The sequence below is a fragment of the Frankia sp. AiPa1 genome, from assembly GCF_023243075.1.
Lineage (GTDB): Bacteria > Actinomycetota > Actinomycetes > Frankiales > Frankiaceae > Frankia.
The window spans coordinates 14,218-30,725 of record NZ_JALKFZ020000188.1 but is presented as its reverse complement, the minus strand read 5'-3'; the positions used below and the strand labels follow the sequence as shown (position 1 = coordinate 30,725).

General features: G+C 71.9%; 13 protein-coding genes. 6 read left to right on the top strand and 7 right to left on the bottom strand.

What is annotated here, in order from left to right:
* Window positions 1-264 precede the first annotated feature (264 nt).
* Complete coding sequence (locus tag MXD95_RS26125) at window positions 265-1,434, bottom strand: thiolase family protein (protein WP_250643394.1); 1,170 nt, start codon at window positions 1,432-1,434, stop codon at window positions 265-267.
* A gap of 430 nt (window positions 1,435-1,864) precedes the next feature.
* Window positions 1,865-2,632 (bottom strand): SDR family NAD(P)-dependent oxidoreductase, encoded by a 768-nt coding sequence (locus tag MXD95_RS26120; RefSeq protein ID WP_250643393.1) that lies wholly within the window; start codon window positions 2,630-2,632, stop codon window positions 1,865-1,867.
* A 317-nt stretch (window positions 2,633-2,949) separates the two neighbouring features.
* On the opposite strand from MXD95_RS26120, the gene MXD95_RS26115 reads away from it, so the two are divergent.
* The 3 genes from MXD95_RS26115 (at window position 2,950) to MXD95_RS26105 (ending at window position 6,798) form a co-directional block, all read left to right on the top strand.
* The gene (locus tag MXD95_RS26115) at window positions 2,950-3,963 is read left to right on the top strand and encodes an LLM class F420-dependent oxidoreductase (RefSeq protein WP_250643392.1); all 1,014 of its coding nucleotides are present in this window, start codon (window positions 2,950-2,952) and stop codon (window positions 3,961-3,963) included.
* Between the two features lie 146 nt (window positions 3,964-4,109).
* A complete protein-coding gene (locus MXD95_RS26110; protein WP_250643391.1) occupies window positions 4,110-5,846 on the top strand; it encodes an AMP-binding protein in 1,737 nt (578 codons plus the stop codon).
* A 97-nt stretch (window positions 5,847-5,943) separates the two neighbouring features.
* Entirely contained in the window at window positions 5,944-6,798 is an 855-nt protein-coding gene (locus MXD95_RS26105) for an SMP-30/gluconolactonase/LRE family protein (RefSeq protein ID WP_250643390.1), read from the top strand.
* 57 nt (window positions 6,799-6,855) lie between these two features.
* Here MXD95_RS26105 and MXD95_RS26100 read toward each other — a convergent pair whose 3' ends face one another.
* Genes MXD95_RS26100 through MXD95_RS26090 form a run of 3 tightly spaced genes read right to left on the bottom strand, consistent with a single transcriptional unit; the run spans window position 6,856 to window position 10,237 of the window.
* Window positions 6,856-8,103 (bottom strand): acyl-CoA dehydrogenase family protein, encoded by a 1,248-nt coding sequence (locus MXD95_RS26100; protein WP_250643389.1) that lies wholly within the window; start codon window positions 8,101-8,103, stop codon window positions 6,856-6,858.
* Between the two features lie 60 nt (window positions 8,104-8,163).
* Window positions 8,164-9,300, bottom strand: a complete 1,137-nt coding sequence (locus MXD95_RS26095; RefSeq protein ID WP_250643388.1) for an acyl-CoA dehydrogenase family protein — start codon at window positions 9,298-9,300, stop codon at window positions 8,164-8,166.
* A 28-nt stretch (window positions 9,301-9,328) separates the two neighbouring features.
* Window positions 9,329-10,237: an amidohydrolase family protein gene (locus MXD95_RS26090; RefSeq protein ID WP_250643387.1), complete on the bottom strand. Its 909-nt coding sequence runs from the start codon at window positions 10,235-10,237 to the stop codon at window positions 9,329-9,331.
* Window positions 10,238-10,479: 242 nt separating this feature from the next.
* Between MXD95_RS26090 and MXD95_RS26085 the strand changes: the two genes are divergently transcribed.
* Both MXD95_RS26085 and MXD95_RS26080 read left to right on the top strand, forming a co-directional pair.
* Window positions 10,480-10,635, top strand: a complete 156-nt coding sequence (locus MXD95_RS26085) for a hypothetical protein (RefSeq protein ID WP_250643386.1) — start codon at window positions 10,480-10,482, stop codon at window positions 10,633-10,635.
* Entirely contained in the window at window positions 10,632-12,035 is a 1,404-nt protein-coding gene (locus tag MXD95_RS26080; protein ID WP_250643385.1) for a phosphotransferase, read from the top strand. Before MXD95_RS26085 ends, MXD95_RS26080 begins: the two co-directional genes overlap by 4 nt.
* A gap of 639 nt (window positions 12,036-12,674) precedes the next feature.
* Here MXD95_RS26080 and MXD95_RS26075 read toward each other — a convergent pair.
* Both MXD95_RS26075 and MXD95_RS26070 read right to left on the bottom strand, forming a co-directional pair.
* A complete protein-coding gene (locus MXD95_RS26075; protein WP_250643384.1) occupies window positions 12,675-13,958 on the bottom strand; it encodes an acyl-CoA dehydrogenase family protein in 1,284 nt (427 codons plus the stop codon).
* Window positions 13,948-14,904, bottom strand: coding sequence for an acyl-CoA dehydrogenase family protein (locus MXD95_RS26070; protein WP_250643383.1), 957 nt, complete (start codon window positions 14,902-14,904; stop codon window positions 13,948-13,950). Before MXD95_RS26070 ends, MXD95_RS26075 begins: the two co-directional genes overlap by 11 nt.
* A gap of 262 nt (window positions 14,905-15,166) precedes the next feature.
* On the opposite strand from MXD95_RS26070, the gene MXD95_RS26065 reads away from it, so the two are divergent.
* Window positions 15,167-16,378 (top strand): amidohydrolase family protein, encoded by a 1,212-nt coding sequence (locus MXD95_RS26065; RefSeq protein WP_250643382.1) that lies wholly within the window; start codon window positions 15,167-15,169, stop codon window positions 16,376-16,378.
* Window positions 16,379-16,508: the final 130 nt, after the last annotated feature.

The window sequence follows — 16,508 nt, the reverse complement described above, 5'->3', positions numbered from 1 at the left end:
CGGGATCTTGCTGCGCCGGCCGCTGCGGGGGGTAGCGGCCGGGCCGGCTGGGCCCGGCTGTCCGGGTTGGGGAGCGTGTGGCTGGGTGAGCTGGGCCCGGTTGGGGAGCGTGTGGCTGGGCGGAGCCGGGCCCGGCTGGGGAGCGGGTGGCTGGGCGGAGCCGGGCCGGACTGCGGGTGGCTGGTGAGCTGGGGTGGCTGGACTGGGCGGAGACCCCGGACCCGACGCGACGGGCGTGGGTCCGGGGGCGCGGCGCAGTCCAGGTCAGAGGAGCTCGACGATCAGGGCGCCACCCATGCCACCGCCGGCGCACATCGAGACGAGGCCCAGCGACGCGCCGCGGCGGCGAAGCTCACCGAGCATGGTGACGACCATCCGGGCGCCGGTGGTGGCGATCGGGTGGCCGAGGCTCGCGCCGCTGCCGTTGACGTTGACGATCTCCGGGTTGATGCCCAGCTTGCGCACGGCCGCGACCGGCACCGAGCAGAACGCCTCGTTGATCTCGAACAGGTCGATGTCGGAGAGGGTGAGCCCGGCCCGGTCGAGCGCCTTGGGGATGGCGAGCGTCGGGGACATGCCCGTGCGGGCCGGCTCCAGACCGACGGCCGCCCAGGAGCGGATTCGGGCCAGCGGGGTGACCCCGTGGGTGGCGGCGTAGTCGTCGCTGGTGATGGTGACGGCCGCGGCGGCGTCGTTGATGCCGGCCGCGTTACCCGCGGTGACGGTCGCGCCGGGAATCTCGGGGTGGATCAGACGCAGCCCGGCAAGGGTCTCGACGGTCGTGCCGCGGCGGGGATGCTCGTCGGTGTCGAACCGCACGACGCTTCCGTCGGGACGCGTGACGTCCAGCGGGATGATCTCCTCGGTGAACGCTCCGGCGTCGATGGACGCGATCGCCCGCTCGTGGCTGTAGGCGGCCCATTCGTCCACGTCACGGCGGGTGAGCCCCATCTCCCGGGCGGTGTTCTCGCCGACGGTGATGGACATGTCGAACGGGGGGGCGTCCGGGGTCTCGGGGTGCGACGGCAAGGGCACCACCTGCAGGTTGCGGTCGGCGTCGAATCGGGCGCCCAGCACGAGGTTGCTCATGCTCTCGGTGCCGCCGGCGATGACGACCTTGTCCATCCCGGCGCGGATGCCGGCCGCGGCGGTCGCCACCGCGGCCAGGCCCGCCGCGCAGTGCCGGTTGGTGGCCAGGCCCGGGACGTCGGTCAGGCCGACCCGGACGGCGATGTTGCGGGCGATCACACTGCCGCCCTGCAGCGACTCCGCGATGATGAGGTCGTCGACGTCGGCGGCCGGGATGCCGCTGCGTTCCAGCACGACCGGGACGACCGCCTCGGCGAGCGCATACGCGTCCAGGCCGACGAGGGTGCCCTTGCGGCCCCTGCCGATGGCCGTGCGGCCGGTCGAGACGATGACTGCTTCGGTCACGAGGACCCTCCTGGAATCGGACGCGCGCCCATCGGTGGCACTGATGCGGCCCCGGTACGGGCGCCGAGGCCGGGTGGGGGGAAACGGCCCGGGACGGGTACCGTCTCGGGCGCAATCCGCCCGGCCGCACAGATGTCGATATTGATATCGACAGTAGCCAGCGACCCATGCACCCGCAACCGACCAGCCGGACGGCCGCCCTGCCAGGGAGAACAGGCCTGGACAACCGCCGTGCTGGCGAGTGCGCCGTTCGGACTCCCACCGGCCGGGGGAGAGCATCAGGCGAGAGCGCCGGGAGAGCGTCGGGGGAGAGCACCGTCGGGAAGTCCGACGGGCGCGTCGGCCGGAGGCGGAGCTCCGGGCGGCGCGCCCGTGCACGACGCTGGGGCCCTGACCGGGCCGGCGGGCCTTCTTTCGGTGGGGGCGGCGCCTACTTCGGGGGAAAGCGCAGCGCGCCGTCGAGGCGGATGTTCTCGCCGTTGAGGTACGGGTTGCGCACGATCGACTCGACCAGCAGCGCGAACTCCTCGGGCTTGCCCATCCGCCTGGGGAACTGGATGCCCGAGATCAGCTTGTCGCTCATCTCCTTGGGGACCGAGAGCATGATCGGCGTGCCCATGGTGCCTGGCGCGATCGCGTTCACCCGGATGCCGACCGGCGCGAGGTCGCGGGCCAGCGGCAGTGACATGCCGAGGATGCCGGCCTTGGCGGCGGCGTAGGCGAGCTGCCCGACCTGGCCCTCGAGCCCGGCGATGGACGCGGTGTTGACGACGACACCCCGCTCGCCGTCCTCGGTCGGCTCGTTCTTGGCCATCGCCGCCGCGGTGAGCCGGGTGACGTTGAACGTCCCGACCGTGTTGATGGTCAGGACCTTGGCGAAGGAGTCCTTGTCGTGCGGCGTGCCGTCGCGGTTCAGGGTACGGGCGGCGATGCCGCCGCCGGCCACGTTCACCACGATCGACAACGTGCCCAGCGACTGCGCCGCGCTGATCGCGGACTGCACCACGTCGTCGTCGTTGATGTCACCGGCGACGGCCGCGGCGTCGGCGCCGAAGCTCGCGGCGAGCTCCTTGGTGCGGTCATCGTGCAGGTCAAAGACGACCGTCTTCACTCCGAGACCGATGAAGTGCCGCACGACCGCGGCCCCGAGCCCGCCGGCCCCGCCGGTGACGATCGCCGAGCGCCCTGTCAGATCCACCTGTTTCCTCCTGCTCCCTGATGGGGAATGCCCCTGCCGGGGTCCAACGTCTGGCTGTTGCCGTACCGGGCGGACGGGCACCGCGAGTCCCGATGGCCGGCACCTGACCGGCATCTGACCGGCACCCGTTGATCGCCGCGACCGTCCAACCAGTCGCCGCGGTCCACCGCCCTCACCTCCGACACCACCACATGTCGGGCCGGCACGTGCGAATTCCCCGCGTCGGGTGCGGATGCGGACGGGCCGGACTGGGTGGCACGCCCGGTGCACAAGGTTGACATTGACATCGATGTTGGCGTCAAGTTAGCGTCGGATCGGTGTCCAAGGTTGCGCTCGGCCTGAGCCTCGCCGGTATCCGCGGTGACGGACGTTCCCTGGCGGATGTGGCCCGCCGGGCCGAACAGGCCGGATATGACTCGGTGTGGGCGGGTGAGGCGTGGAGTGCCGACGCGTTCACCCCGCTGGCGTTCGTCGCCGCCATCACGACCCGGCTCCGGCTCGGCACCGCGATCGCGCAGATGCCGGCCCGGACCCCCGCCGCCACCGCGATGACGGCGCTGACCCTGCAGCAGCTCTCTCAGGGGCGGCTCATCCTCGGCCTCGGCGCCTCCGGCCCGCAGGTCGTGGAGGGATGGCACGGGGTGCCCTACCACCCGCCGGTGCGGATGACCCGCGAGTACCTGGCCATCCTGCGCCAGGCCCTCGCCGGTACCGAGAAGGTCTCGTTCGACGGGACCATCTACCAGGTGCCCTACACCGGGGCGGGGGCCACCGGCCAGGGCCGGGCGCTGCGCACCCAGTTGCCGGGCGCACCGTCGACGCCGATCCTCATCGCCGCCCTCGGCCCGAAGAACGTGGCCATGGCGGTGGCCGAGGCCGACGGGCTGCTGCCCTACCTGTGGAGCCCGCGGCACTGGAAGAACGCCTGGGGCGACGCGCTCGCCGCCGCTGGCGAGGGATTCCAGGTCGCGCCCACCGTGCTCGCCTGCCTCGGCGACGACCTCGATGCCTGCCGCGACCAGGTGCGTCCCCGCATCGCGTTGCACATCGGCGGGATGGGGTCGAAGACGAAGAACTTCTACGCCGCCCTCGTCGCCCGCTACGGGTACGTCGAGGAGGCCAACCGCATCCAGGACCTGTTCCTCGCCGGTGACCGCAAGGCGGCCTGCGCCGCCGTCCCCGACGAACTCGTGGACGATCTGGCCCTGGTCGGCCCGCTGCCGCGGATCGCCGACCAGCTCGCCGCCTGGCGGGAGGGCCCGTTGACCACGGTGATCGTCGAGCCGACCGATCACGCCACCATGATGGAGCCGATCGCCAGTCTGTGGTGAGGCCCGCGAGCGGCATGGTCCGCCGCGCCGGGTCCTGTCAGTATCCAGCGTCGCCAAACTGTCCCCCTGGCGGCGCCGGACGTCCTCGGGTGGCGCCGCGGGACGCCCGCACCACCGGAGCCGACGTAAGAGTGGGGAGCACGGCCTTGGCAGAGGGCGCGCAGGCACGGGCGGACGTGCCGGGGAGAACCGCGGACGCGCAGGGAGAATTATCGGACGCGCCGGAGCGGGTGGGAGTCTCGACGGCGACGCCCGCGACCGCGGCGGCGGCGACCGCGGCGGAGCTGCTGCGGGCGCGGGCCGCGGATGACGAGACCGGGCTGATCATCGGCGAGCAGCGGTGGAGCTATCGGGAGCTCGTGGAGCAGTCCGCCCGCCGGGCGGCCTACTTCGAGCGGGTCCGGGACCCGCGGCGTCCACCGCACATCGGCGTACTGCTCGAGAACGTGCCCGACCACGTGTTCTGGCTGGGGGCAGCCGCGCTGTCCGGCGCCACCGTCGTCGGGATCAACTCCACCTATCGTGGTGACCAGCTCGGCCAGCTCGTGCGGCACACCGACTGCCAGCTGCTGGTCACGTCCGCCGGTTTCCGGCCGCTGCTCGACGGTGTGGACACCGGTGTGCCGGGCGAGCGGCTCCTCGTGGTCGACACCCCCGAGTACGCCGCGCTCGTCGAGGCGAGCCCGGTGACGTTGCCAGACGTGCCGGTTCGGCCCGAGGACCTGTTCCTGCTGATCTTCACGTCCGGGTCGACCGGGCTGCCCAAGGCGGTGCGCTGCACCAGCGGCCGGTTCGCCCGCACCGGTGCACACGTCGCGAAGATAAGCGATCTGGTCCGCGGCCGGGACGTGGTGTATTCGCCGCTGCCGTTCTTCCACTCCAGCTCGCTGTTCACCGGCTGGGCGGCGACGCTGGCCGCCGGCGTCCCGATCGTGACCCGGCCGAGGTTCTCGGCCTCGAACACCCTGCCGGACGTGCGGCGCACCGGCGCGACGATGATGACCTACACCGGCAAGGTCCTCAACTACATCCTGGCCACGCCCGAGCGGCCGGACGACGCCGACAACCCGCTGCGGATCGCGGTCGGCAACGAGGCGTCGGTGCGCGACATCCGGGAGTTCGCCCGTCGTTTCGGCGCCACCGTGCGCGACAGCTACGGCTCCACCGAGGGCATCATCATCATCCGGCGTGATCCGTCGATGCCCGACGGGTCGCTCGGGCGGCCCGACCCGACCGTCAAGGTGCTCGATGCCGCGACCGGCGCGCAGTGCCCGCCGGTCACCCGCGGTCCGGACGGGCGGCCCACCAACCTCGACGTGGCCGTCGGCGAGATCGTGGAGACCGAGCCGACCAACGGTTTCGAGGGCTACTACAACAACACCGAGGCGACGTCGGCTCGTTTCCGCGAGGGTGCCTACTGGTCGGGCGACCTTGCCTACCGGGATGACGACGGCTGGCTGTACTTCGCCGGCCGCTCGAACGAGTGGCTGCGGGTGGACGGCGAGAACTTCGCGGCCGCGCCGGTGGAGGCCATCGTCGGCCGCTACCCGGACGTCCGGTCGGTGGCCGTCTACGCGGTCCCGGACGATCCGGTGGGGGACCGGGTGATGGTCGCACTCGAGCTGCGCGGTGGTGCGAGTTTCGATCCGAGCGCGTTCGACGCCTTCCTCGCCGAGCAGCCCGACCTCGGCCCCAAATGGGTGCCGTCGTTCGTCCGGGTCGCCGAGGAACTGCCGAAACTCGGCAGCATGAAGATCGACAAGATGCGGCTTCGGCGCGAGGCCTGGCAGGCCGACGACGTGGTCTGGCGCTCGGCGAAGGGCGAGCCGCTGCGCCCGCTCGAGCCGGCCGACCGGGCCCGCATCGATGCCCTGCTGACCTGACGCACGGTCCGGTGACATGGTCCGTTGACCTCCGTCACCGCAGGTCGAGCATTGTCCGGGACAGCAACCGTGCCAGGGAGTTCCGAGGGAGGCCCGCATGAGTTCCGTACCACTGTCGGGACTGACGCCGCGGCCGCTCGCGCAGGGGTTCGTGTTCGTCGAAGGACCGCGCTGGCATGCGGGCCAGCTCTGGTTCTCCGACATGCACGGTGAGGCGGTCCACCGCGCGACGCTCGCCGGCGAGACGACACGGGTGGCGGTCCTGTCCGGCCGCAAGCCGTCCGGGCTCGGCTTCCTGCCGGACGGGACGCCGCTGGTGGTCTCGATGGCCGAGCGGACCATCCTGCGGCTGGCCGCCGACGGCTCGTTCACCGTCCACGCCGACCTGTCCGGGCTGGTCGACGACGAGCTCAACGACATGGTCGTGGACGCCACCGGCACCGGGTTCGTCGGCAGCTACCCCACCGAGCCGGACGCCGGGGTGATCGTCCGGGTCCGCCCCGACGGTTCGGCCGCGGTCGTCGCCGACGGGATGGACTTCCCGAACGGCTCGGCGATCAGCCCCGACGGCCGGACACTGATCGTGGCCGAGTCCAAGGGCCGTCGCCTGACCGCCTTTGACCTCGACGGGCAAGGGGTTCTCTCCGGTCGCCGGGTGCTGGCCGATCGTCTCGGCGCGGCGCCCGACGGCATCGCCCTGGACGCCGAGGGTGCCGTCTGGGCCGCGTTCCCGTTGGCCCACGAGTTCCGCCGGATCCTTCCCGGTGGGGAGGTGACCGACGTGATCGACACCGGCGAGCGGATGGCCATCGCCTGCGCCCTGGGTGGCGAGGACCGGCGCACGCTGTTCCTGTGCGCGGCCCTCGACTGGAACTCCTCGACGCTGGGCGGGCGGCGCACGTCGGTCGTGCTCACCCGCCAGGTTCCCGTTGCCGGGGCGGGCCGCCCGTGAGCACTCCGAGCGCCGGCCCGGCCGGCATGATTCCGGCGCCGCGGCGGAAAGGGGGCCTCAGCGGGGGAGGCCAAGGCCGCGTTCGGCGATGGCGTTGCGCTGGATCTCGTCGGTGCCGCCACCGAGGCGCAGCCCCGGCGCGAACAGCAGCCGCTCGATCCACGGCGCGGACCGCGGGTCGTCCAGGACCGTGCCGGCGAGGCCGAGGATCGTCATCGCCGCGTCGGCGCTCAGGCGCGCATGCTCGGAGTACAGCAGCTTGGTGACGGAGCCGGCGGCGGCGATGGTGTGCCCGGCGGCGATCCGCGCGCGGGTCAGGTCCAGGGTGCGTTCCCGGATGACCGCCTCGGCCACAAGCTCCCGGACCCCGGCGTCCTGCTCCAGCTCCAGTTCGCGCACGAGCGCGACGAGCTGGGTGGACGAGCGGGCGCTCGTGCCGCCGCCGATCGCGGCCCGCTCGCTGGCGAGCATGGTGCGCAGCACGGCCCAGCCGTCGCCGAGGCCGCCGATCAGGCCGATCTCGGGGACGAACGCGTCGTCGAGGAAGACCTCGTTGAAGTGGTAGCCACCGGACATCTGCCGCAGCGGGCGGACGTCCACCCCGGGCTGGGAGACCTGGATGGCGAAGCAGGACAGACCCTTGCGCCCTTCCTCCCGAGTGCCCGTCCGGGCGATGAGCAGGGCGTATTCGGCGCCGCCGGCGTTGGACGTCCACACCTTCTGCCCGCTGACCGACCAGCCGCCGCCCTCCACCGGGGTCGCCCGGGTCTGGACGCTGGCGAGATCGGAGCCGGCGCCGGGCTCGGACAGCAGCTGGCACCAGGTCTGCTCGCCGCGCACGATCGCCGGCAGGTAGTGGGCGCGCTGTTCGGCGGTGCCGTGCGCGAACAGCACGGCGGGGGTCATCTCCAGGCCGACGGCGAACATCTTCGTGGACACGCCGAAACGAGCCTGTTCGGCGATGACGACCTCGTCCTGCCAGGCCGGCGCACCGTGCCCGCCGCACTCGGTCGGCCAGGAACGCCCGGCGAGACCCGCCTCGTAGAGCCTGCGCTGCCAGGCCCGGGTGACCTCGATCGCGTGCTCCTCGCGCCGGTTGAACTCCTCGGGCGTCGAGCCGGACACGACGTGGATCGCCGAGAAGTCCTCCGCGGAGCCCCGGCGGGGTGCGTTCGCCTCGAACCAGGCCCGGACCCGGGCGGCGAACGTCGCGCGATCCTCGGAAACCGCTTCGGGACCGACGGCCGCCGCGACCGCCGCGGCGGCCGCAGGAGCGTCGGGCGTGCCAGTGGACGGGTTCGACATCGGGCTCAGCCTCCACCCGCCTCGGCGGCGGTCACGTGAACGGTCAATTGGTCGACGAGGTCAGGCCGGGGCGGCGAGCACCAGGCCGGCGAGCCGCTGACGATGCTCGGCCGGGGTGCCGAACAGCAGCCGCGAGCTGTGCGCCCGCTTGACGTAGAGATGCGCGGGATGTTCCCAGGTGAAGCCGATCCCGCCATGGACCTGGACGTTCTCGGCCGCCGTGGTGACGAACATGTCGCCGCAGCAGCCGCCGGCGAGGCTCGCCGCCTCAGGCAGTTCGTCCGGGCTCTCCGCCGCCGCCCACAGACCGTGGTACGCGGCGGACCGCGCCGTCTCCACCCCCAGGTGCAGATCGGCGAGCTTGTGCTTGATGGACTGGAAGGCCCCGATCGGCCTGCCGAACTGGACGCGGATCTTCGCGTACTCGACCGCCTGCTCCAGCGCCCGGGAGGCGCCACCGACCTGCTCGGCGGCCAGCGCCACCGTCGCGAGGTCGAGCACGCGACGCAGCGCCGGCAGAGCCTCGCCCTCCTCGCCGACGAGCCGCGCGGATGCCGAGGCGAAGGTGATGGTGGCCTGCTTGCGGGTCTGGTCGAGGGTCTCCTGCGGTGTGCGGGTGACGCCCGGGGCGGTCCCGTCCACGGCGAAGACGCCGAGCCCCGCGCCGGTGCGGGCGACGACGAGCAGCAGGTCGGCGGTGTGGCCGTCGATGACGTACGACTTGGTGCCGGTGAGTACCCAGCCCTGCGCCGTCGGCGCGGCGGTGACCCTTACCGCGTCTACCGCGTCCGGGTCGGCGCCGCGGGCGGCGGGCTCGGCGAGCGCCAGGGCGGCGGTGGTCGAGCCGTCCGTGATGCCGGGCAGGTAGTCGGCGTTCGCCGCCTTGTCGCCGATGCCGAGCAGGGTGGAACCGGCCAGCACGACGCTGGACAGCAGCGGCGCGCACAGCAGCGCGCGGCCGGCCTCCTCCAGCACGATGCCGAGCTCGACGAACCCGTAGCCGGCGCCGCCGTACTCCTCGGGCACCGCGAGCCCAGCGAGGCCGAGCTCCCCGGCGAACTGGCGCCAGACGGACTGGTCGTAGCCCTCGGTGGTCGCCATCAACCGGCGGACCTCCGTCTCGGGTGACGTCTCGTCGAGGAAGTCACGCACCGTCCGGCGCAGTTCGTTCTGCTCATCGGTGAAGGCCAGGTTCACTGGGCAGTCCTCATCGGGGAAGCCGGCGTCACCGGGTGATGCCGAGGATGCGGGCGGCGTTCTCGCGCAGGAACTTCGGCCAGACGCTTTCCTTGAGCGGCAGCTGCGCGAGTTCCCGCACGATCCGCTCGAGGGTGAGGCCCATCGGGAAATAGCCAGCGTAGAGGATCTTCTCCGCGCCGCGGGTGTTGGCGTAGTCGAGAATGGCCTTCGGGTAGTACTTCGGCGCGAAGGCACTCGTCGAGTAGTACAGATTCGGCCATTTGAGCATCAGTTTGACCGCGAGGTCGGTCCATGGCTCCGCGCCGTGGCGCATCACGAACACCAGCTCGGGAAAGTCGTACATCACCTGGTCGATCAGCTCGACGTGCTGCACCCGCGATGGCACCCGCGGGCCGGCGATTCCCACGGTCACGAACACCGGGATGCCGAGCTCGACACACCTGGCGTAGATCGGGTACATCAGCGGCGCGTCGATGGCGACCTGGGGAACCCACTGGTGCGGGGCGATGTTCACCGCGCGGACGTCGAACTGCTCGTGGGCGCGCACCAGGGCCCGGATGCCTTCCGCCCCCCGATTCGGGTCGCAGGTCAGCGAGCCGACGAACCGGTCGGGATGCTTGGCGAGCGCCCGCTCGGCGACCTCCGGGTTCGCGCTCATGCTGATCAGCCCGACCTCGATGCCGTGCCGGTCCATCTCGTCGAGCAGAAACGCGATCGGGTCCACCTCGCCGACGTGGGCGTCCGGCACGTCGTGAAACATGTAGGACGCCGGCATCACGAAGTCCTCCCGGGACTCCCGGTCGCGCGCCGCCGCCCTGATCGACCGGTACAGCGTGTCCGGGTCCTGCGGAATCCCGACCAGGGTGTCGATGATGCCGAGATCCGCGGGCCAGGGCCGACCGCCGCCGGCGGGGGCTACGAACGTGGAAGCCACCTGGTCGCCTTTCGTGAGCTGCTCGTCCGGGCGTCCCGGACATAGGGTGCGCGGGACGCAGGGTGCACGGGACGGAACCACCAGGTGATGACCGTCCGCCACCCGGTCACAGTAGCCTGCAGGTAACCTCGATGTCGACATCAACATTGATGTGCACTACTCTCGCGCCCGTCCTGCGGACCCGGCACGTCCGGGCCAGGTCAGCTGCACCAAGCGCGATGACGCGATGAGGAGAGCGACGGATGACGGACCAGACGGGCGCACCCGGCGAGTCGCTCGCCGAGACCCGGGCCACCGAGCGATGGGCCGCCCGGCATCGGGCCGCTGCGTACCGGGCCGCTGGGCTGCGGGCGGCCGGGCAGGGAGTCGGTGCGTGGAACCCGGGGCGGGTGGCATGAGCGCCCACTCGCCGAGCGTGGTACCCGTCGACGGCCTGTACGCCACCCCGCGGGGCGCCCGTCTGATCGTCGACGACCCGGCCGAGATCACTCCCGCGTGGATGACCGAGGTGCTGCGCGCCGGCGGTGCCGACGCCGAGGTGACCGCCCTGCGCTACGAGCGCGTCGGCACCGGCCAGACCGCTGTCAGCTACCGCTTCCATCTGACCTACGCGGACAGCTCCGATACGGTCGGCGGCTCCGGCTCCGGCTCCGCGAGCGGTTCTGGCGCGGCCGACGGCGCTGGCTTGGAGGCCGCGACATCGTCGGGCACGGCGCCGACCGGCGCTGTGGCGGCTGACGCCGCGCTGGCGGGAGCAGGGCCGGTGGAAGCAGGGCTGGCGGGAGCAGGGCCGGCCAGCGTGGTGGTGAAACTTGCCGCGGGCGACGCGAAGGTGCGCGGTCGGCTGCGTAACGGATTCCGCAACGAGCTGGGGTACTACCGGTTCTTCGCCGAGCGCTCGCTCATCCGGGTGCCGCGGGCCTGGCTGGCCGAGCTTGCGCCCGACTCGCTGACCTTCACCCTCGTACTCGAGGACGCTTATCCGGCCCGGCCCGGCGACCAGCTGACCGGCTGTACCGTGCAGCAGGCGCTTGTCGCCGTGCGTAACCTCGCCGGTCTGCACGCGCCATTCTGGAACAGCCCCGAACTCACCCCGCACACACCCTGGCTGGTGCGCCTCAACGAGGCCGGCGCCGCCTTCCTGGGCGGCGTCGCCACAAAGGCCGCCGCCGAGTTCACCGAACGCTTCCGTGACCGGCTCACCCCCGCTGACATCGAGACCCTGCGGACGGCCGCCGAGGGCATCGCCACCTGGCCGCGGACCACCGGGGCCCCGGTCTCGCTCGTGCACGGCGACTACCGCCTGGACAACCTGCTGTTCCGAGACCCGCCGGCCGGCGATGCCGTGGCCGGCGATGTCGTGGCCGGCGATGTCGTGGCCGACGGGACCGTGGCCGACGGGACCGTGGTGGGGGAGGCCGGGGCGGGGCTGCCCGAGGTGGTCACCGTCGACTGGCAGACGCTTGAGGCGGGCTTCCCTGGCCGCGACCTCGCCTACTTCCTGTCCACGGCCCTGCCGCCGGACGAACGGCGGGCCCACGAACGGCGGCTCGTCGCCGCCTACCACGAGCGTCTCCTCGAGCTCGGCGTCACTGACTACTCGGCCGACCGGTGCTTCGACGACTATCGGCGCGGCATGTTGCAGGGCCCGCTCATCACGATGATCGGCTGCGTGTACGCGAGCGCGGCACCCACCGAACACTCCGACCGGATGTTCCTGTCGATGGCGATCAACGCCAGCGCCGCACTACGCGACCTGGACGTCTTCACGCTCCTTGCCACCGAGCCGGCGGCCTGATCCGCCTGCGCCATGATCGACCGAGGCCAGTGGCCCTCGCCCTCGGCCAACTGGTTCCGGATGCCCCGATGCCCCGATGTGACGGCTTTCGGCGTCGTACGTCGTCGCGGCGCCCACCGGGCAGGCAGAGATGGCGAGTCCATCGGGGGCCGCTGCTCCGGGAGGCTCGCCGGTCACCGCCGGTGAACCTCCCGAGGTCACCGCTAGGGTTTTTCTCGCGGGTAATGATGGTCCATCACAGCAGATCGGCCGGTTCCCGCCCGATCCCCGGTCGGGCTCGGACCACGTCCGACGTCCTCGGCGGCACGCGCACCGTCCGACGTACCGGTGGCCGGTGGCCGGTGGCCGGTGGCGCACGATGCCTCCGCCGTCACCGTCAGCTCCGGCCGTCACGACCAGCGAGCCATCCCCCCACCGCCGACTCGCTACCGCCCTGCTCGCCGCTGCGCGTGACGACGGATCGGCCCCGGAAAACCTTCGTGTCGCTTCTACAGGGTTACGAAGGGACAAATAAGACAGATTACCTGGTAGAAGCGACATCCCCGCTCATCAGCAGCGCCACCACCCCCGAAAGCCATCACGGACAGTGGGATTCACGGGGTGAACCCGGCCCCGAGCCGGGGATCCACGAGGAGCAACCTAGGCGCGGGGTAGGCCCAGGAGCTGGCGGCCGACCAGGCCGCGCATGATCTCCGAGGCGCCGCCGGAGATGGTCATGGCGCGGCCCCAGAGGAAGTTGTGGTGCAGGCGGGCGGAGACGTCGGCGGCCGACGGGTCGATGGTGACGGCGGAGTCGATGATTTCCATGGCAAGTTCGGTGAGCGCGACGTTCAGCTCGGTGAAGGCGAGCTTGCCGACCGGGCCGTCGCTGGGGTGTTCCTCGTCGAGGAGGATACGTTCGACGGTGTCGCGCACGATGAGCCGGACCTCCTCGACGCGGTAGAGCGCCTCGGCGAGCTTCGCCTGGACGTCCTCGTGGTCGAGCGCCGCGGAGCCGTCGTCGAAACGGGCGGCGCGGGCGATCGTGACCAGGTCGGTGAACATCCGCTCGAGTTGCACCGAGTTCGCGCCGACGAACGCCCGCTCGGAGGCGAGTCCCGAGGTGACGACCTTCCAGCCGCCGTTCACCTCGCCGAGCACATGCTCCGGCCCGACCCGCACGTCGTCGAGGAAGACCTCGCAGAACTCGGCGTGGCCGGTCATCTCCCGGATCGGGCGGATGTCCATCCCGGGCAGGTTCATCGGGATGGCGAACGCGGTGATGCCGGCGTGCCGGCCGACGTCGGGGTCGGTGCGGGCGAGCAGGGTGCCCATGTCGGCCCACTGCGCGTCGGTGCTCCAGATCTTCTGCCCGGACACGAGCCACCCGTCCCCGTCCGGCGCGGGACGGGCGCGGGCGCGCAGCGCGGCGAGGTCGCTGCCGGCCTCGGGCTCGCTGAACAGCTGGCACCAGATGTGCTCGCCGCTACGGATCTTCGGTAGCAGCTCGCGTTTCTGTTCCTCGCTGCCGAACGCGATGAGGGTGTGCGCGGCCAGCATCACCTGGTCGAGTGGACGGTAGGCGTCCCCCAGGATGAGCTCCTCCATCAGCACCAGGTCGTGCACCGGCAGGTGGTCGGCCCGGCCACCCCACCGCACCGGCCAGCCGGCGCCGAGGTGGCCGCCTGCGTACAGGGCCGCGAGCCAGGCCCGGATCTCCCGCTCGTGCTCGGCATCGCGGGGGACCCGCACGCCCTCGGCGGGCATCGGCACGCCATGTTCGGCGATGAAGGCGCGGATCTCCGCCCGGTAGGCGTCGGCGCTGCGGCGGGAGCCGGCGGCATCCGGACGCGCACCGGCGTCCCGGTCGGCGTCGCCGCTGGCCTGGGTGTCGGTGCTGGCCTGGGTGTCGCCGCTGGCCTGGGTGTCGGTGTCAGCGGACATTGGTCCACCCCTCGCTGAGGACGAGTGAGCGCAGCGCCGCTCGTGGGTTCGCGGCGAGCCGGGCGTCCTGACGGACCCGTCGCTCGTGAAAATGCAGGCCATATTCCCACGTGAAACCGATGCCGCCGGTGAGCTGGAGGAGATCGTGGAGCAGATGCGGCGCCCCGGAGCTTACCGACAGCCCCGCCAGCGACACCCATCGAGCGATCCCGCCGCCCTCGTCGGGCGGGGCGGTGTCGCCGCTGGCGGCGGGGTCGAAGTGGCGGACCGCCTCGGCGACCAGGAGGCTCATCCCACGGGCACGCACCGCATGGTCGGCCAGGCGGTGCTGCACGGCCTGGGTGGCGCCGATCGGGCGGCCGAAGGTGTGCCGTTGGGCCGCGTAGGCGACCGTGCGGTCAAGCATGCGTCTCACGCTGCCGAGTGCGTCCGCGGCCAGCAGCAGGTGGTAGAGCTCGACCGCGTGGCCGAGGGCACCCAGCTCCAGCTCCCGTCCGGCGCCGACGGGCACGGTGACGTCGGCGCCGGAGCGCGAGACGTCGAAGCTGTCGGTGAGGGGGCGGCTCTGCCAGTCGGCGGGGTCGGTGAACAGCAGCGCCCGCTCGCGCCGCGGATCGAGCAGCAGCAGGGCGTCCGCGGCGGGCGCGCCGTCGACCTGCCGGGCCGTCCGCGTGCCGGTGCCGTCGTCCGGGCTCAGCCGGCCGAACGCACAGATCCGCTCGCCGCCGAGGATGCCCTCGAGCAGCTCGTCGACCACCGCATCGCCGGTGATCTGGGCCAGGGCGTGGGCGCTGGCGGTCAGGCCGGCGAACGGGGCGCCGTGGAGCGCGGCACCCAACTCGGTGGCGCTGGCCGCGGCGGCGTCGGCGCGAAGCCCGAAGCCCCCGCGTTCTTCGGGTACGCAGAACGCGGGCAGACCGATGCCGGCCAGCGTGGGCCAGCCCACCCGCCACTGCGGATCGACGGTGGGGACGCCGTCGGGCTGGGCGGCTGCGCCGAGTGTTCCGCGTACGGCATGAGAAAGCTCTTGCAGCTCGGTGGCAGATGTGCTGGACAGGTTGCTGTCAACTCCCGTGACGGGCAGTCTGAGGGGACTGCGCGAATCTCGACATCGGTGTCGAGTTCGATATTCTGCGGGTGCCGAGTCCGGCGTCAAGCTCTGCGGGCAGTGATCGGCAATCTCGCGGTGATCGGGAATGAGGCGGATCGTGAGCAACCAGGTGACGGAGACGAACCAGGCATCGAAGCCCTGGATCTTTGACTTCGACAACCACTACTACGAGGCGGAGGATGCCTTCACCCGGCACGCCGACCGTTCGCTGCGCTATCGCGGCGTGCGGTGGGCTGAGGTCGACGGCCGCCGTCGGCTGCTGGTGGGCGGAACGGTCAACTCCTATATCGCGAACCCGGTCTTCGACCCGGTGGCGAAGCCCGGTGCGCTGTACGACTGGTACCGGGGCAACCCGGACCAGCGGACGATCAAGGATGCCTTCGGGGAGCTCGAGCCGCTGCGGCCCGAGTACCGCGACCGCAAGGCGCGCCTGGCGGTGATGGACGAGCAGGGTCTGGCCGCGACTCTGCTGTTCCCGACCCTGGGCGTGGGCGTCGAGAACGCGATCCGCACCGACCCCGAGGCCGCCGGCCTGGTGTTCCGGGCGTTCAACCGGTGGCTGGACGAGGACTGGGGCTTCCGCTACGAGAACCGGCTGTTCGCGGTGCCCTACATTCCGCTGCTCGACCCGGCGTTCGCCGCCGAGGAGCTGCGGCGGGTCCTCGACGCGGGGGCGGTGACCGTCAACGTCCGCAACGCGCCGGTGCCGGTGCCGGGCGGCTATCGCTCGCCGTTCGACCCCGACTACGACGCCTTCTGGGGGCTCGCCGCCGAGGCGGGCATTCCGGTGGCGACCCACGCCGGTCTCGACGGCTACGACATCCTCGTGCAGATGTGGGAGCCGGGCGGCGAGGAGACCTCGCTGTTCCGCTCGCCGCTGCGGGGGATCGTGACGAAGGGTCGGGCGGTCAGCGACTTCTACGCCGCCGCCGTCTGCCACCGGGTCTTCGAACGCTTCCCCGCGCTGCGCTTCGCCAGCGTCGAGAACGGCGCCTCCTGGGCGCCCGAGCTGCTGCACCGGCTCGGCGACGCGGCCAACCGCAACCCGGGTTACTTCAAGGAGAACCCGGTGGACACCTTCGGCGAGCACGTGTGGATCACTCCCTTCTGGGAGGACCACATCGACGAACTGCTCGCCGGCGGAGTGCGGGTCGACCGGCTGCTGCTGGGCTCCGACTGGCCGCATGCCGAGGGCACCCGCGAGCCCGCGGACTTCATCCCCGAGTCGTTGTCCGGGCTCTCCGAGGACGACACCCGTCGCGTCGGCCGGCAGAACGCGCTTGACGTCCTGAAAATCTCCATCGACTGAGCTCGGCGGCATGGGAAACGGGGCCGGTGTCCATCACCGGCCCCGTTCCCCGTTCACGCCTGCGCGTCACGTTCACGTCCCCGTCGTCGGCGTCCCCGTCGTCGGCGGGCGCGTCGGCAGGGACCCCCGA